General features: G+C 35.0%; 26 protein-coding genes. 7 read left to right on the forward strand and 19 right to left on the reverse strand.

The window, feature by feature from the left end; genetic code table 11:
* Positions 1 to 7: 7 nt before the first annotated feature.
* The 7 genes from PB01_RS15830 to PB01_RS15860 all read right to left on the reverse strand — a co-directional run bounded on the left by PB01_RS15830 (position 8) and on the right by PB01_RS15860 (position 6,684).
* On the reverse strand, positions 8 to 1,039 hold the full coding sequence (locus PB01_RS15830) for a serine hydrolase domain-containing protein (protein WP_151701078.1): 1,032 nt from the start codon (positions 1,037 to 1,039) through the stop codon (positions 8 to 10).
* A 310-nt stretch (positions 1,040 to 1,349) separates the two neighbouring features.
* A complete protein-coding gene (locus tag PB01_RS15835; RefSeq protein ID WP_151701079.1) occupies positions 1,350 to 2,180 on the reverse strand; it encodes a sugar nucleotide-binding protein in 831 nt (276 codons plus the stop codon).
* 224 nt (positions 2,181 to 2,404) lie between these two features.
* Positions 2,405 to 2,944 (reverse strand): VanZ family protein, encoded by a 540-nt coding sequence (locus tag PB01_RS15840; RefSeq protein ID WP_151702080.1) that lies wholly within the window; start codon positions 2,942 to 2,944, stop codon positions 2,405 to 2,407.
* A 566-nt stretch (positions 2,945 to 3,510) separates the two neighbouring features.
* The gene (locus PB01_RS21960) at positions 3,511 to 3,789 is read right to left on the reverse strand and encodes a GNAT family N-acetyltransferase (protein ID WP_404815121.1); all 279 of its coding nucleotides are present in this window, start codon (positions 3,787 to 3,789) and stop codon (positions 3,511 to 3,513) included.
* Between the two features lie 389 nt (positions 3,790 to 4,178).
* Positions 4,179 to 4,586: a GNAT family N-acetyltransferase gene (locus tag PB01_RS15850; RefSeq protein ID WP_151701080.1), complete on the reverse strand. Its 408-nt coding sequence runs from the start codon at positions 4,584 to 4,586 to the stop codon at positions 4,179 to 4,181.
* 308 nt (positions 4,587 to 4,894) lie between these two features.
* Positions 4,895 to 5,239, reverse strand: a complete 345-nt coding sequence (locus PB01_RS15855; RefSeq protein ID WP_151701081.1) for a hypothetical protein — start codon at positions 5,237 to 5,239, stop codon at positions 4,895 to 4,897.
* A 260-nt stretch (positions 5,240 to 5,499) separates the two neighbouring features.
* A complete protein-coding gene (locus PB01_RS15860) occupies positions 5,500 to 6,684 on the reverse strand; it encodes an MFS transporter (protein WP_151701082.1) in 1,185 nt (394 codons plus the stop codon).
* A gap of 395 nt (positions 6,685 to 7,079) precedes the next feature.
* On the opposite strand from PB01_RS15860, the gene PB01_RS15865 reads away from it, so the two are divergent.
* The 3 genes from PB01_RS15865 to PB01_RS15875 all read left to right on the forward strand — a co-directional run bounded on the left by PB01_RS15865 (position 7,080) and on the right by PB01_RS15875 (position 11,462).
* Complete coding sequence (locus tag PB01_RS15865) at positions 7,080 to 7,265, forward strand: SE1561 family protein (RefSeq protein ID WP_151701083.1); 186 nt, start codon at positions 7,080 to 7,082, stop codon at positions 7,263 to 7,265.
* Between the two features lie 612 nt (positions 7,266 to 7,877).
* Positions 7,878 to 9,407: a fumarate hydratase gene (locus PB01_RS15870; protein WP_151701084.1), complete on the forward strand. Its 1,530-nt coding sequence runs from the start codon at positions 7,878 to 7,880 to the stop codon at positions 9,405 to 9,407.
* A gap of 144 nt (positions 9,408 to 9,551) precedes the next feature.
* Entirely contained in the window at positions 9,552 to 11,462 is a 1,911-nt protein-coding gene (locus tag PB01_RS15875) for a heavy metal translocating P-type ATPase (protein ID WP_151701085.1), read from the forward strand.
* Between the two features lie 237 nt (positions 11,463 to 11,699).
* Here PB01_RS15875 and PB01_RS15880 read toward each other — a convergent pair whose 3' ends face one another.
* The 8 genes from PB01_RS15880 to PB01_RS15910 all read right to left on the reverse strand — a co-directional run bounded on the left by PB01_RS15880 (position 11,700) and on the right by PB01_RS15910 (position 18,207).
* Complete coding sequence (locus tag PB01_RS15880) at positions 11,700 to 12,356, reverse strand: HAD family hydrolase (protein ID WP_151702081.1); 657 nt, start codon at positions 12,354 to 12,356, stop codon at positions 11,700 to 11,702.
* 148 nt (positions 12,357 to 12,504) lie between these two features.
* Complete coding sequence (locus tag PB01_RS15885; RefSeq protein WP_192797372.1) at positions 12,505 to 13,011, reverse strand: ATP-binding protein; 507 nt, start codon at positions 13,009 to 13,011, stop codon at positions 12,505 to 12,507.
* 115 nt (positions 13,012 to 13,126) lie between these two features.
* A complete protein-coding gene (locus PB01_RS15890; protein ID WP_151701087.1) occupies positions 13,127 to 14,143 on the reverse strand; it encodes a serine hydrolase domain-containing protein in 1,017 nt (338 codons plus the stop codon).
* Positions 14,144 to 14,342: 199 nt separating this feature from the next.
* Entirely contained in the window at positions 14,343 to 14,582 is a 240-nt protein-coding gene (locus tag PB01_RS21475) for an HAD hydrolase-like protein (RefSeq protein ID WP_225986063.1), read from the reverse strand.
* Positions 14,579 to 14,797, reverse strand: coding sequence for an HAD family hydrolase (locus tag PB01_RS21480; protein ID WP_225986064.1), 219 nt, complete (start codon positions 14,795 to 14,797; stop codon positions 14,579 to 14,581). Before PB01_RS21480 ends, PB01_RS21475 begins: the two co-directional genes overlap by 4 nt.
* Positions 14,798 to 14,933: 136 nt before the next feature.
* Positions 14,934 to 16,208 (reverse strand): group II intron reverse transcriptase/maturase, encoded by a 1,275-nt coding sequence (gene ltrA, locus PB01_RS15900; protein WP_151702082.1) that lies wholly within the window; start codon positions 16,206 to 16,208, stop codon positions 14,934 to 14,936.
* 611 nt (positions 16,209 to 16,819) lie between these two features.
* Complete coding sequence (locus PB01_RS15905) at positions 16,820 to 17,809, reverse strand: YihY/virulence factor BrkB family protein (protein ID WP_318837476.1); 990 nt, start codon at positions 17,807 to 17,809, stop codon at positions 16,820 to 16,822.
* A gap of 23 nt (positions 17,810 to 17,832) precedes the next feature.
* Complete coding sequence (locus tag PB01_RS15910; protein WP_151701088.1) at positions 17,833 to 18,207, reverse strand: YtxH domain-containing protein; 375 nt, start codon at positions 18,205 to 18,207, stop codon at positions 17,833 to 17,835.
* Between the two features lie 202 nt (positions 18,208 to 18,409).
* On the opposite strand from PB01_RS15910, the gene PB01_RS15915 reads away from it, so the two are divergent.
* The gene (locus PB01_RS15915) at positions 18,410 to 19,777 is read left to right on the forward strand and encodes an alanine/glycine:cation symporter family protein (protein ID WP_151701089.1); all 1,368 of its coding nucleotides are present in this window, start codon (positions 18,410 to 18,412) and stop codon (positions 19,775 to 19,777) included.
* A gap of 105 nt (positions 19,778 to 19,882) precedes the next feature.
* The gene (locus PB01_RS15920) at positions 19,883 to 20,104 is read left to right on the forward strand and encodes a DUF1128 domain-containing protein (protein WP_151701090.1); all 222 of its coding nucleotides are present in this window, start codon (positions 19,883 to 19,885) and stop codon (positions 20,102 to 20,104) included.
* Between the two features lie 35 nt (positions 20,105 to 20,139).
* Here PB01_RS15920 and PB01_RS15925 read toward each other — a convergent pair whose 3' ends face one another.
* From PB01_RS15925 to motA, 4 genes are all read right to left on the reverse strand, one after another.
* On the reverse strand, positions 20,140 to 21,051 hold the full coding sequence (locus tag PB01_RS15925; protein WP_151701091.1) for a pseudouridine-5'-phosphate glycosidase: 912 nt from the start codon (positions 21,049 to 21,051) through the stop codon (positions 20,140 to 20,142).
* The gene (locus PB01_RS15930) at positions 21,048 to 22,148 is read right to left on the reverse strand and encodes a carbohydrate kinase (protein ID WP_151701092.1); all 1,101 of its coding nucleotides are present in this window, start codon (positions 22,146 to 22,148) and stop codon (positions 21,048 to 21,050) included. The genes PB01_RS15925 and PB01_RS15930 overlap by 4 nt, the downstream gene beginning before the upstream one ends.
* Before the next feature lie 112 nt (positions 22,149 to 22,260).
* Complete coding sequence (motB, locus tag PB01_RS15935; RefSeq protein ID WP_151701093.1) at positions 22,261 to 23,034, reverse strand: flagellar motor protein MotB; 774 nt, start codon at positions 23,032 to 23,034, stop codon at positions 22,261 to 22,263.
* Entirely contained in the window at positions 23,018 to 23,821 is an 804-nt protein-coding gene (motA, locus tag PB01_RS15940; RefSeq protein WP_151701094.1) for a flagellar motor stator protein MotA, read from the reverse strand. The genes motB and motA overlap by 17 nt, the downstream gene beginning before the upstream one ends.
* Positions 23,822 to 24,011: 190 nt before the next feature.
* On the opposite strand from motA, the gene PB01_RS15945 reads away from it, so the two are divergent.
* Positions 24,012 to 25,244 (forward strand): aminopeptidase, encoded by a 1,233-nt coding sequence (locus tag PB01_RS15945; RefSeq protein WP_151701095.1) that lies wholly within the window; start codon positions 24,012 to 24,014, stop codon positions 25,242 to 25,244.
* A gap of 92 nt (positions 25,245 to 25,336) precedes the next feature.
* A complete protein-coding gene (locus tag PB01_RS21675; RefSeq protein WP_264158155.1) occupies positions 25,337 to 25,471 on the forward strand; it encodes a hypothetical protein in 135 nt (44 codons plus the stop codon).
* Positions 25,472 to 25,703 lie beyond the last annotated feature (232 nt).

Here is a 25,703-nt window from a genome sequence, read left to right on the forward strand (position 1 = left end):
CTCTATTTTAATGTTTTGATCTTTTTATTTCTTCTTCAATACCACTCATTATATCAAACGCTCCATCTGACTTATTAGAACAAACAACTACATTAATGGATAAGTCAGGATAATGAGCAGAATGAAAGCTTACTCCTGGATCATAACCCATTATATGATATTTGAAGATATTGTTTTCTGTGTTTTTCTTTAGCCAAATACCATAACCATAGAAGCCACTCTCATTGACTTGTGTATGAGGTGTTAAAAGCTGATTTGTGTAAATCTCATTTAAAAGTTGATAATTTATTAGTTCTCTCCACAGCTTAGCCATATCATAAGCAGTTACAAATGCACCACCATCTGATCCACCTTTTACAGGTAATGAATAAATGTTTGTTTTCCAAGTTCCATCAGTTTTATCGATATAGCCTAATGCTGTATTTGGCGGTAGAGAATCAAATGCAAAATACCCAGAATTCGTCATATTAGCCTTATTGAAGATGTGTGCTTGAATGTAGTCAGAGAATTCAAGTCCACTTGTCTGTTCAACAATTAATCCCAATAAAATGTAACCAGCATTATTATAGTGAAACGATTCTCCTACTTTTGCTTTCATAGGCTCATCTTGAAATAATGGTAAGAAATCTTTTAACTTTCTTATGTGATACATAGGGTTTGCAAGCCAAAGTTCCTCAAAGTCATCCATTACATCTTCATCGAAATAATCTGGTATTCCCGAAGTATGTGTCAGTAAATGATGGACAGTCACTTTTTCATCAAAGTGTTTTAATTCAATATCAAGACAATCGGTCAATTTAGAGTCAAAAGAGATTTTCCCCTTTTCAACAAGTTGACAGACCGCTATTGCAGTAAACAATTTACATCCAGATGCTATTCCAAAACGGGTCGCAGAGTTATTTTCTATTTGATCAGAACGATTTGCATAACCAAAGCTTTGTTCTGCTAACACCTTATCTTTTTCTTCAACAAATACTGAACCTGAAAAATCAACCTTATTCTGAATATCCGTAATCTTCTCTTGTAAATTTTTGTTCATAGCTATTCCTCCCGATAATTAACTATTATTCATTTATTAATTTTGTATAAGAAATAGGAATTCGCTTGAACAAATAGATTCCGTCTAACTTTATTCCTATTTATTTTTGTTCGATTATCATTATTGGTAAAACCCCCGTTCCAAAGCAATCTTTTTATTTATAACAAACTTTTAGAATGTAAACACTCTTCTTCAACTAAACTGCGACGTTAGCACAATAAGAATAGCATTACTGCTGTTACACTAAAGCAGTCCGTTAGTTGAAGAACAATCAACTTGTCCTTTCAAGTTCGGAAAAAACAATAATTAGTCAAACTGTGCGGAAATTAGTTTTAAGCAATTGGTGAGCTTTTTGTGTATTTAGAGACGTATCAAGAGATAGATAAGGGCGATCTTCTTTAGAAATAATAATTGGACTGAGAAAACTATTATTCCATCCAAGTTGTTCCAATCTCTTTTTATAAAACGAATAATAGCTTTCTTTATGTATGGGTCCAGCATGCAAAATCCCATTAAATTTTATTTTAGTCAATTCAATAATCGCACTTGATAAATCATTAACGTTTACAAAAGTTCTATATACATTTGTGTATGCCTTAAATGGCTGATTCTCTTTTATTTTCTCGATTACCTGTACGGTTCGTTTTTCAATAATTTGATCCCCATTATTACCATATAGTGGTCCAACTCGGAGTATCACGTGATTTGGATGATTATTGAGAATTAAGTTTTCTCCAATATATTTGCCGTTCACATAATCAGCTAAGCCTGCTTCTTTTGGCAAGGTACTAATTGGGGACGATTCTTTGTAACCACCTATTCCTTCAACAAAAACTGCATCCGTTGATAGAAATATAAGTTTCGTTTCACTTTCTATTTCTGATATTAAATTTTCTAGCCCTAATTTGATTAATTGGGTTTCTTCTTCAAAACTCATAAGTGACCATATAACTACTTCTGGATTTATTTTTCTAATGGCACTTCCTATTGATTGTTTGTTTGTAACATCTACTTGCATAATATTAGAGTTCTCATGTTGGAAACGTGAGGTACCAAACACTGTTAGATTTTTGTTCTCTGAAGCCAGTTGGATTAAATTTGAACCCAAGAACCCTGTTGCTCCTAATATAAGTATTCTCATATAACCTTCCTTTTTTAGTTTATTTTATTATATATTTGCCACAACTTTATTGTTTTCCTTGTTGAACTAAACTGCGGCTTTACTTCAATAAGTTCTATAAAAATAGCGTCAATCCTTCTTGGATTAACGCATTCGTTAGTTGATTAAGAAAGAAGCGCTTATTCAACAATCGCATCCGATTGCAGTATAAATTTTCTGAAAGTGAAGCCCCAACACATCAATAATTATCCATAATTCCCGTACCTAATAACACCAATAATTAATAACAGCACTAATGCAAAAATACACATCGTTCCGATTGAAGCTAAAACATTAAGGATTTTATTTACTTTTGTACTAAACAGCTTACAAAATACAATATAAACTCCAACTCCAATAATTCCGCCTAATGTATTTCCCATAAGGTCAGTTATATCACTACCTCCTATAGCAAAGATGAATTGCAATACTTCAAATAACAAACTAACTCCTGCTATTGGTGCAATCTTTTTTAAGAAAGACCAATTTGGTTTTAGCATATTGATATAAATTCCAAATGGGATAAATGCAAGTACATTTAAGATTATTTCATTAAAATCTATTTGATTATTAACAATAACTGAATCAGCAAAAGGGGTTAAGTTAATTTCTCTAAAATCCGTGAAATGTCGCAAATCTTGAAATGAAAATTGCATTTTAAAGAGTATAATCCATGTTAATACAAATAAATATACGGCCAACAAGCCAACAGTTATTTTATTTTGATTATTTTTCGATTTTTCCATATATATCCTCAATTCCCACTTATAATCTAATGAAAACCTCTACATCCTTTGCAAATCGAACTGTTAATTCAATAATCTTGTTCCATAATTTGGTTTGATTGTTGAACACAAGTTAAACAACATACTTCAACTAAACTGCGGAGTTAGTTCAAGTGAAATATTTCAAAATATTTAGATTCATTTAAACACAAAAATTACTAACTTCCTTCAAAAAATAAGTCTGTAATATCCAAATCATAACAGTTTTGGCATTTGTTATAATGACGCCACATAAATTTATGCGGTCTTCAATTTGTGTGCGTATTTATGTGTTAATTAGTTTGTCAAACCGATTTAAACCTTGATATAACAATAAGAATGGAGACGCCAATTGTGCCCCTATTAGGTAGTTATTTAATGTTCTCCCCCCTTAAATCGAACCCGTTACCAAAAGTATTTTGTCTTTCTATTGCATAGTTGATTGGAACAATAGGCGGTGCCTGCAGCTGAAACCAACCTGTTCATGGTAAGAGTTTTTTTGCTTGTCCTTTAAGAAATTACTACTTTTCACTTCAACTTGTAATTTTTTATTTCCTCTCCATTATCCCCAAATTTAAATAATGAGTGGAACCTGGAAAAGTACAATTGTCTATAAAGCCAAATACATTGTAAAACTTAGCAGCTTGCTCGGTTTCAGTATGTAGTACTATAATTTCAAAATAATTCTTTGCATCAGAAATTATTTCATTTAGCAATAATGATCCTACAGCTCTTCTGCGATATTCTTTCGCAACATAAAACCTTCTCAGTCTACCAACTTTTTGATTATCAGAAAAGGGATCTATATTAAGTCCACCAACGGCTATTAGTACACCACGGTCTGTATAAACTCTGTATAAAGCTTCGCCTAGTTTATCAAAAAAATTTGTCCCATCTTCATAATCATTGACTAGCCTTTCTAGAAAATGAAACCTATCTTGCTTTCTTCAACTAGATGAACTAACTCGGCAAACATTAAATTCTGTATTTTTTTCACTTTAAACTCTTCTATTTTATTCATCACAAAAAATATATTCTCCTTCAATAATTTTCCTTTTAGTAAATCGATTACGGTATACCACCTGAATATCAAAAACGAGAGAAGATTTACAATTGTTGTTGGTAGTGAGTAAAGAGAATCCAACTGGCTATTAAAGATAAGATAAAAATCCAATTGATATGTTCATTTTAATATCTCCTGTATCACTAATAGCTTTTAAATTGTAAATTCACACAAAAAACGTTCGACACCTGGATATTTTTCACCCAAATTAGTTATTTCAAATCCATTTTTTTTATAAAACTCTACTGCTCCGTTATCTGTTTCAGCTTTTATAGAACATAATGAATGTTTATTACAAACAAATTTAATCATTTGACTTCCAATGTTATTTCCTCTTTCATTCGGAGAGACTGCAATATGCTTTATTTCACATCTGTCTGAACTAATAAATGCAATACCAATACAACCAACCGTACGACCATGTGACTCAAAAACATACAATTTGAGTTCAGAAGATTGTATGTATTTTTCATACTCCAGGTCAACTCTATCTTCAGAAGTAGCATAAGACAAAAGCTCTCTTATCTTTGGATGAATTGTTCTAGAGCTAATTTTTTTCATATGTTCCACTTCCAACATCTTTTAATTTTCCGTTTTTCAAGTAAATCAAAAAATTCTGGATAAAAAAACACTTTCCTTCTTTATATATTTGATAGCTTGTATTAAAGAAAGGTTTTATTTTTTGCTTTTTTTAACAATTGGAATGAAACAATAAAATTCCTAATATAGAATCCTATTAAGCATACTAATAATAACGGCCATTTTATTTCTCCAATTACAAATGAAAGCAATACAAATAGTATTAAAGAGCCAATTATGCTAATAAAATAATCGTTTAACTTGATCTATTCCACCTCATTCTTTTAGCTTTAACTCACTTCATTTTCTCTTCCCAACATTCCAACCATTAGTGTTATTCCTGCCACAATTGATGGAATCCGTAGAGAGTTTATTTTCATCATCCAGAATGGAATAGGCACGGAAAAACTATTCAGGTCTGATGTAGTACTTTGAACAATCGTATCAATAACTGGACTATAACAAGCAACAATAAAACATGGTATAGTCACACACAATATTAAAGACCAGTTCCATCTAACTGACCAAAATTTGATGAAAAGGAAAGAAATATAAATTTCAAATATAAAAGTTGCAATGGCATTGAACCAAAGCATAGGAAGCATATAAAACGTAGTTGAAACATGGTTTTTCACCTTAAGCTCCACATCATAGCTGATAAGTACTAATACAATTAACCCAACAACCCATAATAATTTCCAAACATATGGTGTTCAGTTTTCACCCATTCAATATCCTCCTTTTCCTATAAAACTCTTACGATTATCATATATATAACTGGATACATTTGTATACCCGATAACGCTAAATATTCAGTTTTTAAAGTAAAAAGCACTACTGTTTCAGCTGTATGCTCTTGGAAAGAGGTACATGAACCAGTAGTACTTTCTAAACTTTAAAATAAAGGCGTTATTCGTTTCTTTTGCGGATTGGCAAAAAAGATAATACAGGAAAGCGTTCCTAGTAGAAGTGCAACTAATACTAAAAAGCTAACCCCTTCGAAAAGTTGGATAAATAAACCTCCCAAAAATGGTCCTGAAAGACTTCCAATACTAAAAGAAATTCCACATATTAAGTTTCCAGTTGGTAGAAGAACCTTTGGTGTTAAGTCAGCCATATAAGAAATCCCTAGTGAGAAAGTCGATCCAACAAACATTCCTGCGATGAAAAATAAAATCCCTATCGTTAAAGCAGATGTTTCAAAAAAGCTTGCAGTTCCAAAGGTAATAGCTCCCAAGCCGAGCATTAGTATAAGTACTTTTCGTCTTCCAATTTTATCGCTTAATACACCAAGAGGTAATTGCGAGACCACCCCGCCCATTGAAAATGCCGCTAATATGTAGGATAAACTGGTTACTTCAATCGCATTACGAAGTGCATAAACTGGATAAATGGCATTTAACGATGATTCCAAAAATCCATAGCAAAATGGTGGTATAAATGCTACCCATGCAATTGCGAAAGTTGCCCCAAATCGTTTCCAAGTTCCTTCGTAGGCAGGAGAACTTTTAAATATCTCTGGTTTTTCATTCTTAACGAAGAAAATGAGTAACCATGCTCCTAAACAAAGAAGGCTTGAAACGATAAATGGCAATCCTTGAAAAATATTGACAAGTTGAACAAACAAAGGCCCCACGGCAAAACCAACTCCAAAAGAAAGGCCATATATAGCAATATTTCTTCCTAAACGATGCCCGGGAGAAAAACTCGTGATCCATGTTTGTGTCGAGAAATGAAGAGCATGATCTCCTATTCCAATTAATAACCTTAAAATAAACCAAAATGCGACACTTTTCCAAATAGGAAAGAGCATTAACGATGTAATTACAATAAGCCCGCCTATCATAATAATTGGCTTATACCCAAACTTTCGAAGTGGCGGCTCAATAAATGGTGATATTAATAATGTTCCGATATAAAGACCTGTTGCACTTAACCCGTTTAGCGCAGCACTTACTCCATCTTGCTCAAATATAACGGATATAAGCGGTAATAACATTCCTTGTGAAAACCCTGAAATCGATACAATCGTAACGAGTATCCAAAACCTTTTTCTTTCGACTACTGTAAATTGCTGCATACATTACCTCTTTAATATGTTCAAAGTTGTTCTAATCAGTAGTGTATCAGACAATACCTTCGTTTTAAATAAAAAACTGGTCAAGAAAAGGCCCAGTCGGTATCTGCAATAGATTGACTGAGCCTTTTACATATAACTAGTATCCTTTTGAGTACTCATAATTGCATTTGCGGCTTTATTGCCGGTGAAATGTCTGAACCCCCTCCTTCTATTGGTTGAATGGTTTTCGACTATTCACTACGGCCTCCCTTCTATGTATGCCTTATAGATACTTTAGCACAAAAACTGATAAGTGTAAATATTCAAAACAGATAAATTATTAAAATAACTCTTTATACCTATCTTTTTTTTAGGTTTTCCTTTATTCTATACTTACGAAAAGGTGGTGTTATTCTGTGGGCAAACAAATTTCAAATCCAGAACAACAAGTATCTTATTTAAAAGATCGACTGCAAATGTTTTTAGAAGTCTTAGATTCAATTGAACCTGAAACGACTGAACTTGAAGATATTGACCGTCTTATTCAAATGATGGATGACTTAGAGTTAAAAATGGAGCAGTTTAAAAATAATAAAGAATAGCTTTTAGCTAAAAGAAGTCCGGAATAATCTAATTCCGGACTTCTTTTTCATTGTTTAGAGGTAAGAATTACTTTTAGGTGTGGTTGCACTGGCTATAGGGGCATATACAACACCTTTAGGGGCACATAGCACGTCGTTAAAGCCGGATAAGAAATTTAGGAGCAGATAGCATTGGCTTTAGGGGCATATACAACACCTTTAGGAGCACATAGCACGTCGTTGAAGGCGGATAATAAATTTAGGAGCAGATGCACTGGCTCTAGGGGCAGATACAACACCTTTAGGAGCACATAGCACGTCGTTAGGGGAGGATAAAAAATTTAGGAGCGGATGCATTGGCACTAGGGGCATATACAACACCTTTAGGAGCACATAGCACGTAGTTAAAGGCGGATAAGAAATTTAGGAGCGGATGCATTGGCTCTAGGGGCATATACAACACCTTTAGGAGAACATAGCACGACGTTAAGGGAGGATAAAAAATTTATGCTTGGATCCCATTAGGATAGCCCGACGTTAGCAACGGTTAAACGAGCTGCTCTTTTTTTAAAGCTAAGAAAATAGTATACTTGTAAATGTTTATTACTTACATACCCAAAGGAGCGTTTCACCATGCAAATGGAACAATTAGAAAAAAGTATTTATGACTTAATTACGGAAACATCTACGAACTTGCCAAAGGATGTACGTCGCGCTATAAAAAAAGCGAAAGCATCTGAAAATGCCGGTACTCGTGCGGCTATGAGTTTAGAAACAATAACGAACAATATTCAAATGGCAGATGATAAAGTCTCGCCTATTTGCCAAGATACAGGGTTACCTACGTTCAAAATTAAAACACCAATAGGCGTAAACCAATTAGAAATTAAAGCTGCGATTAAACGTGCCATCGTGTCTGCTACGAAAGATGCAAAACTTCGACCTAACTCGGTTGATTCATTAACTGGTGCGAACAGTGGAGATAACCTAGGTGAAGGTATCCCTGTCATGAAATTCGAACAATGGGAAAAAGACTATATTGAAATGAAGCTTATCTTAAAAGGTGGCGGTTGTGAAAACAAAAACATTCAATATAGTTTACCAACGGAACTAGAAGGTTTAGGACGCGCTGGTCGTGACTTAGATGGTATCCGTAAATGTATTTTACATTCTGTATACCAAGCACAAGGACAAGGATGTTCTGCAGGTTTTATAGGAGTTGGCATTGGAGGAGATCGTTCTTCCGGGTATGACCTTGCAAAAGAACAATTATTCCGTCATGTAGAAGATACAAATCCAAACCCAGACCTTGCAAAATTAGAAGAGTATATTGTAGAAAAAGCAAACACATTAGGAATTGGTACAATGGGATTCGGCGGAGAAGCAACGTTACTAGGTTGTAAAATTGGCGTGATGCACCGTATTCCTGCAAGCTTTTACGTATCTGTAGCTTATAACTGTTGGGCTTACCGTCGTATGGCGATCAATATAAATCCAACTACAGGTGAAGTCATCGAATGGCATTACCAAGAAGGAGAAAAAATCGAATTTAAAGATGATACAACAGAAGAAGCTCCTAAAAAAGTTGTCGAACTTCAAGCACCTATTACAGAAGAACAAATTCGTGCTCTACAAGTGGGAGATGTTGTTTCCATCACTGGTCGCATGTACACCGGGCGCGATGCAATTCACCATCACTTAATGAGTCATGATGCACCTGTTGACTTAAATGGACAAATCATTTATCACTGTGGTCCAGTTATGCAAAAAGACGATGAGGGAATTTGGCATGTACGTGCAGCTGGTCCAACTACTTCTATTCGTGAAGAGCCGTACCAAGGCGATATTATGAAAAAGTTCGGCATTCGTGCGGTTATTGGTAAAGGTGGCATGGGTCCTAAAACACTTGCAGCACTTTCCGAGCACGGCGGCGTGTACTTGAACGCAATCGGTGGAGCAGCCCAATACTATGCTGACTGCATTAAAGGTGTAGAAGGCGTCGACTTAATGGAGTTTGGTATTCCAGAAGCAATGTGGCATTTACGTGTAGAGAACTTCACAGCTGTAGTAACGATGGACTCACACGGCAATAGCTTACATGCAGATGTAGACAAATCTTCATTAGAAAAATTATCTATGTATAAAGAGCGTGTTTTTAACTAATTATTTTATTGACTTTAAATTACACCTAAATTATAATTATTATAAAGTAGTAATGAATACAAAAATGGATTTCCTCCTGGGAATCCATTTTCGTCATTTTAGAAGCTTATTAAGACTGAAATTCATTATCAAGGGGGTATTTACATGTCAACTATTCAGGAAACAAATGAGAAACAACCTCATTTCAAATCTTTTATCTCACATATCGAACTGATAGCCGCTCTTTTCTCAGGAGTATTAATTCTCATTGCTTGGTGGTTTGGGCGAACAGATCAGGAAACTGCTTCTATTATTTTTTTTATACTTGCATTCGTCATAGGAGGATTTGCAAAAGCAAAAGAGGGTATTCAATCAACGATTGAAGATAGAGCACTAAATGTGGAAATGCTTATGATTTTAGCAGCAGTTGGTTCTGCAATCATTGGTTATTGGACAGAAGGCGCCATATTAATTTTCATTTTCGGTGTTAGCGGTGCACTTGAAACATATACGATGAACAAAAGTAAAAAGGAAATATCTTCGCTTATGGAACTTCAACCAGAAGAAGCTTGGCGGTTAAATAGGGATGATTCCACTACTCGCGTTTCTGTAAATGAACTCGTAATAGGGGATCTTTTAGTTGTAAAACCTGGAGAAAGAATACCTGCAGACGGAATCGTCAAAAGTGGTTCTACTGCAATTGATGAAGCTGCAATTAGCGGAGAATCCATTCCTGTATCCAAACAAGTCAATGGCGAATTGTTTGCTGGAACTGTGAACCTAAGCGGTGCTATTACAATGGAAATGACAAAAGCAAATGAAGACTCCCTTTTTCATAAAATTATTCAACTTGTTCAAACTGCTCAAGATGAGAAATCTCCAGCACAGCAATTTATCGAAAAATTTGAAGGCAGCTATGTAAAAGTAGTTCTTGTAGCGGTAGGTTTCATGATGTTCCTTCCACATTTTGCACTTGATTGGGACTGGAAAACAACGTTCTACCGTGCCATGGTTTTATTGGTTGTTGCTTCTCCTTGTGCACTTGTGGCAGCTATTATGCCGGCAACACTTGCGGCTATATCGAATGGAGCAAAAAGCGGTGTCTTATTTAAAGGTGGCATGCATTTAGAAAATGTTAGTGAAATGAAAGCAATTGCACTCGATAAAACAGGAACACTTACTAAAGGAAAACCGCTAGTAACAGAGTTTTTTGTCCGGGAAGATTTAAATAGAATTGCAACATTAACTATGCTTGCTACAATTGAAGCACAGTCGAACCATCCGCTTGCTCAAGCAATAACTACCTATGCGAAGTCGGAAGGAATTGGTCAATTACCACTTATTCATATTGAAGATAAACCTGGTTTTGGTTTGCAAGCAATCATGGAAGAACAAACTATACTAGTTGGAAAACCAGAATTTGTAAATGAAATAGATGCTTTTGCTTTTCAAAATGGTGTCGCAGCTTCACTTGCTGGAGAAGGAAAAACAGTTATTTTTATGCGCGATGAAAAAGGAATTGCAGCAGCAGTTGCTTTAAAAGATACAGTTCGTAAAGAAGCAAAAGAAGCGATTAAACTTTTGCAATCATTAGGTATAAAAACCGTTATGCTTACCGGTGATAATGAAAAAACGGCTAAAGTTATTGCTAAAGAAGCGGGGATAGATCAATACTTTGCAGAATGTTTACCTGAAACAAAAGTACAGCATTTAAAAGAACTTTTAGTAGAACATAGATTTGTAGGAATGGTTGGGGATGGTATAAATGATGCCCCTGCTCTAGCGACGGCAACAACTGGAATTGCAATGGGAGAAGGTACAGACGTAGCATTAGAAACTGCTGATGTGATACTTATGAAAAATGATTTATCTAAAATCGCTTATGCCGTGAAGATGTCACGTAAGATGCGCCGTATTGTAAAACAAAATATTGTACTTTCTGTTTCTGTTATTGCAGTGCTAATCATTTCAAACTTCCTTCAAGTAGTCGATCTACCATTAGGAGTCATCGGACATGAAGGAAGCACAATTTTAGTTATTCTCAATGGTCTCAGAATGCTAAATAGAAATATATAAAAGCAGAGGGGCTTAGAAATAATCCGTTCAGTTGATTGGTACTAAATTCAAATTAAAGTACAAAAAACCGCTAATTCGCATATGAATTAGCGGTCTTTAAAATACCTATACAACAATCAAATTGAGACACGCATTACACGACTTACAATAATTATTGTAAGGTAAAGATATCGAGTCCTATCTTTTCTTCTTTTCGATAATCATTATAAAAATACTGTGAAGTAGAACAACTTCTGATTATGTAAAATAACTTAACAATTTATCAAAAGAATTGATCTCGGCAAATGGTTTTATTTCGGTATTATTCTTGATCATATTAGGATTGAACCATATGCCCTTTATATCTGCATTTTGACAACCATCAATATCCTTTTCTATGTCATCTCCAACGAATAATACTTCTTCCGGTTGCACATTAAGCTTGTTTAATGCTAATTCAAATATGCGTTTGTCAGGTTTACTAAATCCTACTTCTTCAGAAATGATTATTATATCAAAAAAACTATTTAAATTAGTGTTAATTATTTTAGCTTTTTGTCTTTGAATTGAGCCGTTTGTTATAATTGCAACTTTAACATGCATCTTTATAGTATTTACGATATTTATAGTATCTTGGTTTATAGAAAAACAATGAGGAAAATTATTATTCCAAAAGTCTTGAATGTAATTGCGTGGCAATCTATATTTCGGTGGAAATTCATCAAAAAATGATTCTAAAACTATTGTTTTATCACTAGTGCCATAGCAACTATTATCATATTCTTTGAATTTTCTCAACATTTCGTTTTTCAACGAATATTTAACATCCTCATAACACTTTTCTAAAATAATTAAAAACATTTTATCTACTGCCTTACCCCTATTAAGTAAGGTATCATCTAAATCAAATAGCACTGCTTTATAACCACTCAAATAACTTCACAGCCTTTCTCAGATTATATAAATAATCCTTAGTTCGCAATTCCAAAATTTTATTTCATCAATAATATCATATTTAACCATTGCGCTTCGTTAGTTGAATAAGTGCATCTTATCCCTTCACTTAAATTAATTTAATGATTTTTTCAATAACTTTTTGAACATCATTTTCATTACAAATAGAGAATAGGTGGTTCACTTCATCTTCATTAGGAGGATTAAAACCCTCATTTTTAGTTTGCTTCAGCTGAATTTCTAATACTTCGTTATAGTTTGACACGTTTCTAAGGATTGTTGTATCACGATGACTATTTATAATACGGTCTTTTAATATCTCTAGCGGTAAATTGAAATTTACAATAAGGGTTTGAAAACCTTCTTTTTTAAACTTTTCTATCAAATTTAATCGAGGTTGTTTTTGTCGGTTAGAATTACATAAAATAATATGGTTATCGGTTTTGCGAAGAGCAAATTTTAAAATTTTTAGTCCTTTTTCTGGTAATAAGGATGGATAATGTTTCTCTAAAAATTCTCCTTGTACATCTTGGTCAATAACAATTGAATTTATTAATCTTTTTTCTAAAATCTTAGCGAAAGTAGTTTTTCCACTATGTGTTGTCCCTATTGTCATTATTAGAAATCTCACCATATGAACCCCTTTGAAATTTTTTTTGTTTTGGGAAACCATAACTAACACCTTTGATTTATTTGAACAAAGTTAAGCACCACTTGAGTTCAATAAAAAATTATTTAGAGAATGTATCAGCTACTAAGTTACTAAATTCTTTTAAATAATAGAGATAATTTTCCCCGTCTATTCCTTCATAGTTATATCTTTTGTTATACATCTTCGCCACAACAACATTATATTCAGGTATTACTAATAAAGTTGGACCTGTTACCCCTATTATTTGAAAAGCACCTTTTGGCACTCGATCCCCAATCTCACTTCTTAATGATGGGGTTCCTTGTACATACCAATACGCTCCATTCAATGGAAATTCTTTATTTTTATATTCAGGGCTTTGAACTTGTGTTGCTAGTTCAATTACTTCTTTTGGAACAATTTGTTTTCCATTTATATTTCCTCTTTTTAAATGAAGATTGCCCCAATGTGCAAATTCTCTAGCAGAGACATAAAGGTTAGACTCAGTTCCATCATTTGAATTGCCCAGTTTATATGTTGCCTCTTCTTTAGGATTAACAATGACTTTAACTAATTTTTCATTTTCTTTTGTTTGCCAAGCCGTTTCCTTATAACCTAAAGGTAAAAAGACTCTTTCATGTAACAATTCAGAAATACTTTGGTTGTATAATCGTTTAATTAGTTGGGTCATCATTAACACATTAATCCCTCTGTACGCCCACCCTTTAGCAGGGTTGAACTCTCTATAAACCGCTCCAAACTCATCCTCATTTAAACCATGCGAATGAGTAATTAAATTCCTAATGGTCGTTCTACCGAGTAATTCTTTATCGAATTCTTCAAAGTAATTTACTGCATAATCATCAAGACTTTTAATTTTACCTTCATGGATTGCATATGCAACAGCTAGTCCTAAATAACTTTTTCTCGCTGATGCAACATTAAACTGTGAGAATTGAGTAATAGGCAATGAACCTTCTGTATTAGAGTGGCTTCCACTGTAATGTTCTAATACCATTGCATCATCCTTAAGTATAATCAATGCTGATGCAGAGCTATGATTTCGATCCTTTATATCTTCTACCCATGAAATTATTTTTTGATATCTATTTTCCAAATTTTTGTTCTCCTTTCATTCGAGTTCTTTAATTAGTTTCAACAAAAAGGAGCATTAATCCTTCTTAAACCAACGCCTTTGTTAGTTCTAGAAGAAAATCTTACTTATATAAAATTCTTGTGGTGACAAAGCTATATACCAATATTAAATATAATTTGTTAAATCTTTTATAGTGTTCAATTGATATATTTTCTATCTTTTAATTAGAACCTACTCCTATTCCAAAACCTTTAATTCCTATGTATATCGCTAATTCTATATCAACTGCTGAGTCACCAATAACAAAGGATTCACCTAAATTAATTCCAGGATATTTACCGATTACTTGCTTAATCATTCCAATTTGCGGCTTTATACAATTACACCCTTTGACTTTACTATGTGGACAATAAAAGACATCAAGTAGTTCAACACCTTGGCTAGTTAACTCAATTTTCATTTATTATTTATATCTTGGTATTGGTCAATCGAAATGTATCTTTCGTTAATAATGTATTGATTGGTAACAATTATTATTTTATAACCTTTCCTCGTGACTTCTCTTAATGTGTTAATTGAACCATCAATAAATACTGGATGCTCTATTCCAGTCCATCCATGGTCCGGATAATCCTCAATTATAGTGCCATCTCTATCAAAGAATGCAACTCTCAATTTCTCAGCCCCTTGCAGATTAAATTTTATTTATTCTTCAATACTTCGATAAACATAATCGAGTAGAAGGGAAAGTTAATAACTTTCCGCCCCTCTCACACCACCGTACGTATGGTTCCGTATACGGCGGTTCAATTTATATTTCAGTGTGTACTATTAGATAGTGGTCTAAGGCAAAGGGGATTCCCCTCTGCCTTAGTCGCTTGTTAGACAAGGCTCTGTGTACGACCTTCGATAACCCAATGAATCGGTAACCTTTTCTACAGTAGGTTAAACCTTTGGCTTCTTCCTTTGGTATGCCAAGTTGAACGAGAGACTTTATTCTCTTTTTATTGTTCTTCCACTGCTTCCAAATAATTATCCGAATTCTAGAACGGAGCTTTGCGTCTATTGTCCCAAGGATTTTCTTCATGTTGGCTATCTTGAAATAGTTGGTCCAACCGAAAATGACTTGTTTCAGCTTGATGATTCTGTCATCAAGTGAGATGCCCCAGTTTCTTTTTGTTAGCTGGCGCAGTTTCCTTTGAAATTTCTGAATCGACATTCCATGTGGTCTTGGTTGAAACCTCTGCTTAGTAGAATCATAATAGAAACCGAATCCTAGAAATTTTGTTTCACTAGGTCGTGAGATTCTACTTTTTCCCGTATTCACTTTCAATCCCAATTTGTTCTCGATAAATTCTGTAATGGAAGAAAGTACTCTGTTTGCTGCTTTCTCACTTTTGACGAAAATAAGGCTATCATCTGCGTATCTTACGAAACGCAGTCCTCTTGCCTCCAGTTCCTTGTCCAGTTCATTCAACATAATATTGCTTAAAAGTGGACTAAGGTTGCCACCTTGCGGTGTTCCTACTGGTGTAGCTTCATACTTTCCATTGACCATCACACCACTTATAAGGTATTTCCGTATGAGGGAAATTACATCTCCATCTTTAATCGTATGGGAGATGATTCTCATCAGCTTGTCGTGATGAACTGTATCAAAGAATCGCTCTAAGTCAATATCTACTAACCATTCATGTCCGTCATTTATATATTCCAAAGCCTGGATAATTGCCATTTCGCAGCTTCTTCTTGGTCGGAAACCATAGCTGTATTCGCTGAATTGTTTTTCGAATATGGGGCCGAGTATTTGGCTAATCGCTTGTTGTACCACTCTGTCGACAACTGTTGGAATACCTAGTTTACGCATATTTCCATTTTCTTTTGGAATCTCGACTCGTAATGCCGGCGTTGGCTGGTATTTCCTTTTCCGAATTTGATCCCGCAGTTCATCCTTATGTTCCCTTAGGTGTACCTTCAAATCTTCCACAGTCACTCCGTCTATTCCACTCGTGCCTTTATTACGGTACACTCGCTTATAGGCTTGATTCATATTTTGATTGTTTAGGATTTCTTCTAAAAGCTCCACACTCGTTTCTTCCTTTCCTTTCACGTGACGATAAGACACTTCTCTTTTGAGTATCCTCTGAGATACGCTCATACTTTCCTCATTAACACATTCAGAAGTTTATCTTTCGTGCAATTATGGTGTAGAAACACTATAAATTGTTCAGCCCTTCATGATTTTCATCATTACTATGGCTTCGGCTGACTTCTCACGATAAACCTTTTCCGACCAGCTTTCTTTATAGGGGACTCCTCAGCTGTCCGTGAGACCTCCCAGGGTAAGACAACTATCTTTCCTCTTTTACTCACCTGATTTACTTTATAGGGTTACGCACATCTTTTGGACTTTGACTTGTTTAGGAGCCTTATCCACCTATAAAGCCTTGGTATCAGATTTCTGTTCGTTGAGCCAAGATTTTGATACACGCTTCCTTCAGCCCTTACCTCGCGATAAGTACCTTGCGCTTCTCTAGTGGTTAGTTGATGTGTACCCCCACAGTGGACTTTCACCACCTAGATAGTCGCCATGCCTGGCGCACTAAAAAAAGCACTGCTAAAAGCAATGCTAATTTGTACTTTAATTTAGTGTTATTTGTTTCGATATTTACGTTGTTATTTAAAGTTTTGTTCCTCTCAACCGAATGGGTTAGATTTTAGACCCTTTGCTTTTTTCTGTAAAAATGCATTCTTTCTTTCTTGCATTACTGCATTTACCTGCCCGCCCACTAATAAAATAATTCCCGATAAATATAACCACAACATTAGAACAATGATTCCTCCTATACTTCCATAAGTGGAAGAATAGTTGCTAAAGCTACTAACATAATAAGAGAATCCTAACGACACAATAATCCACCCTAATGTAGCAAAAACTGCTCCAGGAATTACACTTCTTAATAATAACTTTTTGTTTGGGACAATCCAATATAGAGCAGTGAATACTATAAAAATAACAAGTGGGCTGATTATCCATCTGATATTATTCCAAAGTTCAAGAAATCCTTTTTCAAATCCGAAATAGGAAAATAGAATAGTTCCAATTTGTTGACCAAATACAGGTAATACTAGTGCGACAACAAGTAGTACAATCATGAGTAGGGTAAAAATAACTGATAAACCTCTTACTATAAAAAATGGTCTGGTTTCTTCTAACTCATAAGATCTATTTAATGACATCTCAATAGCATTCATGCCTTTCGATGCCGACCAAATGGTACCAAGAATTCCGATAGATAGTAATCCTCCATTGCGATTTCCTAATACATCTGATACGGTTCCCTCAATAAGCATATATACCTCTTTTGGCGCATAGTTTTCTAAAAACCGAAATACTTGTGCTTCATCCAAGTTTATATATGGTAATAACGTCATGATAAAAATAAGCATTGGAAACAATGATAAGAGGAAAAAATAAGCAAGTTGTGCTCCTAATCCTGTAATATCTGCTCTCTGAATATGTCTTAGTAAATGCTTAAAGTATCCGGACCAGGTCGTTAAATCTTGCGGTTCCGTACTGCGGGTTTGCTTTTTTCTAATAGATAAAAACTTCATATTTTCACGCCAAGTAGTTGAGGATGAAGTATTTCCTTCTTGTAATTCCTCTTTTATACGATTACGCTCCACTTCATCCTCTCCTTTCATTTCTTTTATTGTTTCACGATATTTTCATCCGATTCAGGGATAACAATTGATTTGTATTCTTCTTTCGATTGAGTAAATACTTCTTTTGTATCCGTAAGTAGCGTTTTGACTTGTGGTGTAATTCCTTTCACTTCATTTACTTTTTGTGATATGTACGTTGCATCAGAAGCAAACTGATCGTAAAATGATTTCCATTTCGTTATTTGATCTTCAAGGGTCGTTATTAGTTCTTGTCTATTTTTACTGTAATATCGAATTTGTTTTCCAATATATCTAGATTTCTGTGCAACCGTATCTCTTGTCGACCGATCTAACATAGTTAGCGCTCCACCTATTAATGCTCCACAAACAATCCCTTTTGCTAATTTAGATTCACTCATGTGATAACCTCCATGTTTAAATGTGTATGTATTTAATTATACCCGTGACGAAGCGTAATAAAACAAATAATTAGCATATATTAAAAAATAGTCTTGACTAAAGTGCTGAATTTTATGAATATTATAACAAGGGAGAATTACATAGAAAGGAACATATTATCCTAGAGTAAATAACAAAAAGAAACATAGGGGGGTTAGTAGAATGGAAGCTTTAAATAATTTTTTAGGTAACGTATCTTCTTTTTTATGGGGAATACCATTACTAATATTAATCGTTGGGACAGGTATTTATTTAACGGTTCGTGTAGGTTTTTTACAAATCCGCCTTTTACCTACTGCTTTAAGATTGGTATTTTCTAAAAAGCACGATAAAACTGCAGAGGGAGATATTTCTCAATTCCAAGCCCTTACAACCGCACTTGCTGCAACTGTTGGTACAGGAAATATCGTAGGGGTTGCTACTGCCGTTGTGCTCGGAGGACCTGGAGCCATCTTCTGGATGTGGTTCTCAGCTTTCTTCGGAATGGCTACGAAATATAGTGAAGCAATTTTAGCCGTAAGATTCCGAGTAAAAGATTCAAAAGGTCAAATGGCCGGTGGTCCGATGTACTACTTAGAACATGGTTTAAAACAAAAATGGTTAGCAGTTCTCTTTGCAATTTTTGGTGCCATTGCTGCATTTGGTATTGGAAACGGGACTCAATCTAACTCAGTTGCAGGAGTAGTAAAATCCACTTTTGGATTAGATACTTGGATTACAGGGGTTGTCCTTACAATATTTACTGCACTTGTTATTCTTGGAGGAATTAAATCTATTGGTAATGTAACTGCTATTTTTGTACCAGTAATGGCCCTATTTTATTTATTGGCTGGAATTATCGTTATGGTAATGAATATTACTGCAATTCCTGATGCATTTGCTACTATTTTCAAAATGGCATTTTCTGCTGAAGCAGCAACAGGCGGTGCAATTGGTGCGGCTATTCGTTACGGTATCGCACGTGGGGTATTCTCTAATGAGGCTGGTCTAGGGTCTGCTCCAATTGCTGCAGCAGCTGCAAGAACGGATTTACCAGGTCGTCAAGCTCTTGTTTCCATGACACAAGTATTTTTAGATACATTCCTTATATGCTCGATTACAGGTGTTACAATTGTAATGTCAGGTATGTATAAAGATACTAGTCTAGCTGCAAATCAATTAACTTCGGCTTCATTTGGACATTTCCTTGGTAATTTTGGTCCGTACGTTGTTGCTATTGGATTAATTTTCTTTGCCTCTTCTACTATTTTCGGTTGGGCATATTATGGTGAGAAATGTTTCCAATACTTATTTAAAAATCCGTCTTTATTAATCATATATCGTATTGCATTTGTAATCATGGTATTTATCGGTTCAGTGGTTTCTCTTGATTTAATCTGGACTTTCTCTGATATTACTAACGCTTTAATGGCTATTCCTAACTTAATTGGGTTACTTGGTCTATCTGGAATAGTTGTTTATGAAACTAAACGTATCCAAGATAAATTAAAAGAGGAAAAACTAGCGGCTAAAGCAGCAAAATCTATTTAGTGTTTGACAATCTATGCGGAGCGTGAAATGATAAAGTGAAGCTTGGAAATCTTACAGCCCGTTAAGCGGGATAAAGTTCTAATGTATGAAAGGTAGGAACAAAATATGAATTTATCACAGCCTTCTGTTGAAAATGTTACGTATATGATTGAAACAATAAAAGAGAAGCTTCGTATGGTAAACGTAGATGCTATGAAACCAGAGAATTTTAATGCGACTGAATACGAGGATTTGGTCTACTTGTATGAAATGGTGAAAAAAAGAGAATCGTTTAGTCCAAGCGAAATGCAAGCAATCGCAGCAGAACTTGGAAACTTACGAAAGTAAAAAAACTTCCCGAGATTAGTTCTCGGGAAGTTTTTTTATAGTTTATTTAGTTCAACAGCAATCTTAGCGCCTACTTTTGCATTATTGTAAACTAATGCAATATTCGATTCTAAACTTTTTCCTTCTGTTAATTCTTTTACTTTTCCAAGTAAAAATGGTGTAACGTCTTTCCCTTTAATGCCGTTTTCTTCAGCTTCTTTTAAAGCCTTTTCAATAATTTCAATAATATATGCTTCTTCCATTGAATGCTCAACAGGGATTGGATTTGCAATAATTGCTCCACCTTTTAAACCTAGATCCCATTTCACTTTTAGCATGTTTGCAACCTCTTGTGGCTCATCCAGACGGAAGTTTGCGTTAAATGCACTAGTCGCCGTATAAAATGCCGGGAATGCATCCGTTTGGTATCCGACAACAGGAACGCCTTTTGTTTCTAAATATTCAAGTGTCAGACCTATGTCCAAAATAGATTTTGCACCAGCACATACGACCGCTACATTAGTAGAAGCTAGTTCTTCTAAGTCTGCTGAAATATCCATCGTCGTTTCTGCACCTCTATGAACTCCACCGATACCACCAGTTACAAACATTTTAATACCTGCTAGCTCTGCACAAATCATCGTTGTTGCTACTGTTGTTGCACCAATTTCTTTGGAAGCTACTACATAAGGAAGATCTCTTCTAGAAGTTTTTCGTGCATTTTTACTTGTGCCTAGTGTTTCAAGCTCTTCTTCTGAAAGACCTATTTTAATCTTCCCATCCATAATGGCAATTGTTGCTGGAACAGCACCATTCTCACGTATAATTTGCTCCACTTCTCTTGCCATTTCTACGTTTTGTGGGTAAGGCATTCCGTGTGAAATAATTGTCGATTCTAAAGCAACAATTGCTTTCCCTGCTGCCATTCCTTCTTCTACTTCTTTTGAAAATGTTAAAAATTCTCTCATGATAAATATTCCTCCAATTCATTATTTAGCGTAATTTTAGAAAGCTCTGTACGAACAGTCTCTGCAGATTGTAAAGTTTTACTCGCATTTAACATGCCAGCACTTATTGCCGATTTTAGATCGTTTCCTTCCAACCATGCATGAAGCGTACCAGAGACAAAAGCATCTCCAGCTCCAGTGACGTCTACTACATGATCTACTTGCATCGCAGGAACGTATGTCGAATCAATGGATTCACTCGAATACATTACGCCTTGACTACCATTTGTAATAACAACATGATTGACACCTTTTTGTACAAAAGTTTGTGCAGCTTTTTTCCATGATGATTCATCAATGATTTTCATGTGTAAATATGCTTCAGCCTCGTCGCGGTTTAAAATGATCCACTCTATTCCATGCAAGTTATCCGGCATTCTCTCCATCTTAGGAGAAGATACAGGAATAATTGCGAGTGAGATATTTTTTCCCATTGCAAGTGTTTGTAAGTATTCAATTACTTCTTTTGGACAATTCATATCCACGATTAATAGTTGTGCATTCGAAAGATGAGACTCTTGTTTTTTCATGTATTCAACAGATAGTTGATCATATATTTCCATATTAGCTAGTGCAAAAAGCATCTCGCCTTGCCTATCTAATACGGCAGAATATGTGCCAGTAGAATAATTAGCAAGTTTTTCTACAGAAAATAAGTTCATCCAATTACTAGAAGCTTTTTCTATTATCTGATACTCGATATCATTCCCAACTACCGATAACAAACGTACACTATGCCCTAGTCTACCTATATTCTCAGCTATATTTCTTGCTACTCCTCCAACACTTTGGGAGCTCGTAGTTGGATTAGAAGTACCCATTTGTAATTTATTTTTAACTGAATATTTTCGATCTAAATTTGCGCCACCGATACAAATGATCTCATTTTTTTCAGGAAGTATGTATGCTCTTCCTGTTATTTGACCATTCCGAATTAATTGAGAAATAATATTGGCTACTGCAGGTCTGGACATATTAAGAGTATCTGCTATTTCTAATTGAGACGCATACGGATTTTTTCGAAGGTACTGTAAAATTTGTATTTCTTTTGGTTGCATGATGATAACCCTCCTTTCATTACAAACTTTTGTTTTAATTATAAACTTTTGTTTAGAAAAGTCAAAAGAAAAACTGATAACAACTCAAAATTGTTATCAGTTTACGTCTCTCTTATTTAGGTGCATCGTTTAAAGTACCATCTTGTAACACACGAGGTTGGATTAACACTTCTACACGTCGGTTTTTAGCGCGGCCTACTGCTGTATCATTAGAAGCAACTGGCTTAAATTCACCATAACCTTTTGCACTAAAGTACAACGGATCAATTGTACCTTTACTAACTAAAATTTTCAGGAAATTTACTGAACGCATAACACTTAGTTCCCAGTTAGAGGAAAACTCACTACTTGAAATTGGTATATTATCTGTATGTCCTGTTATAACGACATTTCTAGGAGGATCAAATACTAAAAGATCAGATATGTCTTCGGCAATTTGGCGATATTCAGATTTTACTTGTGCTTTTCCCGTATCAAACAAAATATTCTCACGGATTGTAACAAGAAGCCCTTCATCCGTCAATTTCGTTGCGAACTGCTTTTCTAGTGCATTGACTGCTATATACTCATCTACACTAGCTTTAATAGCTGACAGTGCTTGTTGATCTTCAATATAAGCTGAACTTTGCTCATTTTCATTTTCATTCGTTTGATCTGGCGTTATTGGCACATCTATCGGAGAAGGATGTTCCATTAAACCATTGCCCCCATCAAACACCTCACTGAAGACTTGTGACATTTGTTGGAGTTTTTGTTGATCAACTGTACTGGATGCAAACAGCACAATAAATAGCGCTAATAATAAAGTCAATATATCCGCATATGGAATAAGCCAAGACTCGTCCATATGTTCTTCTTCTTTATGTTTTTTATGCTTCTTTGCCAAAGCCAGCCTCCCCGCTTTCGCTCATAATTTTCTTGCGATCTGACATCGACAAATACGAGGCTAACTTTTGTTCAATAACACGAGGAGCGTCTCCTTCTAATACGGAAAGAATCCCTTCTAACATCATCGTTTTTTGACGAACCTCTTGCTTAGATTTGCGTTTAAGCTTATTTGCAAATGGATGCCAAATAATATACCCAGTGAAAATACCTAGTAATGTCGCAACAAAAGCTGCTGATATAGCATGTCCTAATGAATCAATATCATTTAAGTTTTTAAGGGCTGCAATTAGTCCGACAACTGCTCCTAGCACTCCTAGTGTAGGGGCATATGTACCTGCTTGCGAAAATATTAAAGCTCCACCAATATGTCTGTCTTCTAAAGCATCGATTTCTTCTGTTAGTACATCTCTAATATAATCCGCATTTTGTCCATCAATTGCTAATGTTAACCCATTTTTTAAGAATGGATCATCTACATCCGCAATCTTACTTTCCAGTGCGAGTAAGCCTTCTCTACGTGCTAAATCAGCCCAACTAGAAAACATTTTAATAACTTCACTATCATCTGCAAGTTTTTTATCTTTGAATATTACACCAAATAGCTTTGGTACCCTTTTCAATTCATTCATCGGAAAAGCAATTACTACAGCAGCAATTGTTCCAAATATAATAATTAAGATAGCTGCAGGAACTAATAAACTTCCTGGACCAACTCCTTTTAAATACATCCCAACTAATAATGAAACAAACGCAATGATGAGACCAACAACCGTCGATATATCCATTTATTAACCCCCAAATTCTATTTCTCTCATTATTTCGGCTATTTTGCACTTTTTTTAATAATAAACTTGCTTTCGAATAATATAATTTCATAGTTTATGACTAATATCCGACTTTTTACCTTCTATATGTATTGTTACAATAGACTGAAAACTGATATTATTAAGTTAAACACAGAAAGGAAGTATGTATATGTCACCATTTAATGAAAAGCTTGAGAAATACGCTGCACTTGCTGTAGAAGTTGGGGTTAATATTCAACCTGGTCAGACTTTATTTATTGCTTCTTCAATTGACAGTGTGGAACTTGTTCGATTAATTACAAAAAAGGCGTATGAGGTTGGTGCCAATCAAGTTCTTGTAGATTTTTCTGACGATGAAATCACTCGCTTACGCTATGAACTAGCTCCTAAAGAATCTTTTGAGTTCTTCCCATCATGGAAAGTACAAGAAAAAGAATTATTAGCTGAGCAAGGCGCTGCATTTATGAGCATTATGAGCCAAAGTCCGGACCTTTTAAAAGGAGTGGATACTAGTAAAATTGCTGCATTCCAAAAAGCAGCTGGGACAGCATTAAGTAAATATCGCCAATATATGCAATCCGATAAAGTTAGTTGGACAGTAATTGCTTCTCCTTCAAAAGAATGGGCTAAAATGGTGTTCCCGAATGTTGCAGAAGAAGAACAAGTTTCTGCACTTTGGGATGCTATTTTCAAAGCAGTAAGAGCAGATTTAGAAGATCCAGTTTCGGCATGGAAAGAGCACGATAAACTACTTCACATGAAAGTAGATTATTTAAATGACAAAAATTACAAAAAACTTCACTATACAGCTCCTGGAACTGATTTAACTATTGAACTTCCAGCAGGACATTTATGGTGTGGAGCGAGTAGCGTCAATGAAAAAGGAGACGACTTCATGGCTAATATGCCAACCGAGGAAGTTTTTACAGTCCCATTAAAAACTGGCGTAGATGGTTACGTTGCTAGTACGAAACCATTAAGTTACGGTGGTAATATTATTGATAATTTTACTGTTTCTTTTGAAAATGGACGAATTGTAAAAGTAGAAGCTGAAGAAGGTCAGCTAGTGTTGGAAGATCTTGTTGCAACAGATGAAGGCGCTCACTATTTAGGAGAAGTTGCCCTTGTTCCGCATGATTCACCAATCTCTAATTCTAACTTATTATTCTATAACACGCTCTTCGATGAGAATGCATCCAATCACTTAGCAATTGGTAGTGCATATGCATTTTGTCTAAAAGGTGGCAAAACGATGAGTCGTGAGGAGCTTGCTAAAAACGGGCTAAACGATAGTATTACGCATGTGGATTTTATGGTTGGTTCCGATAAAATGAATATTGATGGTGTGAAAGAAGATGGAACGACAGAACCGATCTTCCGCAACGGTAACTGGGCATTCTAACTATTTTTGAGTAGATTTCTATAAAATACTACTTAACTTTTATATTCTTTTAAGCTATAATGATAGTAATATAACTAGTGAGGTGTTTAATAATGGGCTTATTCACAGTTACAGTTCTTGGTTTTGCAGCAGTTACAGGTATTGTAGGTTATACAATTATGCACTACTTCGCTAAATCAATGAACTCACACGATTCAGTTTTAGTAGATCCGAAACCTTCCAAATAATTCAAAACAACCGCAGAAATTGCGGTTGTTTTTTTATGTTTAAGTAGTTATCACATCAGTCTATTAAGCAGTTTACTCTATTGAAATTACATACGAAAAGTGCAAGAGTCCTTTAAGTGCATATTATCTTTACTATTTCCTGAGTGCTTGGCCGAAACATAAGCTACACTATTGACGAAGAATTTTATGAAGGATCTTTTAGCGGATGTTTGTCCGTCACCCTCTAGAACAC

Origin of the sequence: Psychrobacillus glaciei (assembly GCF_008973485.1) — a bacterium.
GTDB lineage: Bacteria > Bacillota > Bacilli > Bacillales_A > Planococcaceae > Psychrobacillus > Psychrobacillus glaciei.

Excerpts from the sequence above, each read along its gene's own strand:
- PB01_RS15830 (WP_151701078.1), bottom strand. The coding sequence starts at position 1,039 with ATGAACAAAAATTTACAAGAGAAGATTACGGATATTCAGAATAAGGTT.
- PB01_RS15835 (WP_151701079.1), bottom strand. The coding sequence starts at position 2,180 with ATGAGAATACTTATATTAGGAGCAACAGGGTTCTTGGGTTCAAATTTA.
- PB01_RS15840 (WP_151702080.1), bottom strand. The coding sequence starts at position 2,944 with ATGGAAAAATCGAAAAATAATCAAAATAAAATAACTGTTGGCTTGTTG.
- PB01_RS15850 (WP_151701080.1), bottom strand. The coding sequence starts at position 4,586 with ATGAAAAAAATTAGCTCTAGAACAATTCATCCAAAGATAAGAGAGCTT.
- PB01_RS15860 (WP_151701082.1), bottom strand. The coding sequence starts at position 6,684 with ATGCAGCAATTTACAGTAGTCGAAAGAAAAAGGTTTTGGATACTCGTT.
- PB01_RS15870 (WP_151701084.1), top strand. The coding sequence starts at position 7,878 with ATGCAAATGGAACAATTAGAAAAAAGTATTTATGACTTAATTACGGAA.
- PB01_RS15875 (WP_151701085.1), top strand. The coding sequence starts at position 9,552 with ATGTCAACTATTCAGGAAACAAATGAGAAACAACCTCATTTCAAATCT.
- PB01_RS15885 (WP_192797372.1), bottom strand. The coding sequence starts at position 13,011 with ATGACAATAGGGACAACACATAGTGGAAAAACTACTTTCGCTAAGATT.
- PB01_RS21475 (WP_225986063.1), bottom strand. The coding sequence starts at position 14,582 with ATGAAAATTGAGTTAACTAGCCAAGGTGTTGAACTACTTGATGTCTTT.
- PB01_RS15910 (WP_151701088.1), bottom strand. The coding sequence starts at position 18,207 with ATGAGTGAATCTAAATTAGCAAAAGGGATTGTTTGTGGAGCATTAATA.
- PB01_RS15915 (WP_151701089.1), top strand. The coding sequence starts at position 18,410 with ATGGAAGCTTTAAATAATTTTTTAGGTAACGTATCTTCTTTTTTATGG.
- PB01_RS15920 (WP_151701090.1), top strand. The coding sequence starts at position 19,883 with ATGAATTTATCACAGCCTTCTGTTGAAAATGTTACGTATATGATTGAA.
- PB01_RS15925 (WP_151701091.1), bottom strand. The coding sequence starts at position 21,051 with ATGAGAGAATTTTTAACATTTTCAAAAGAAGTAGAAGAAGGAATGGCA.
- PB01_RS15930 (WP_151701092.1), bottom strand. The coding sequence starts at position 22,148 with ATGCAACCAAAAGAAATACAAATTTTACAGTACCTTCGAAAAAATCCG.
- motA (WP_151701094.1), bottom strand. The coding sequence starts at position 23,821 with ATGGATATATCGACGGTTGTTGGTCTCATCATTGCGTTTGTTTCATTA.
- PB01_RS15945 (WP_151701095.1), top strand. The coding sequence starts at position 24,012 with ATGTCACCATTTAATGAAAAGCTTGAGAAATACGCTGCACTTGCTGTA.
- PB01_RS21675 (WP_264158155.1), top strand. The coding sequence starts at position 25,337 with ATGGGCTTATTCACAGTTACAGTTCTTGGTTTTGCAGCAGTTACAGGT.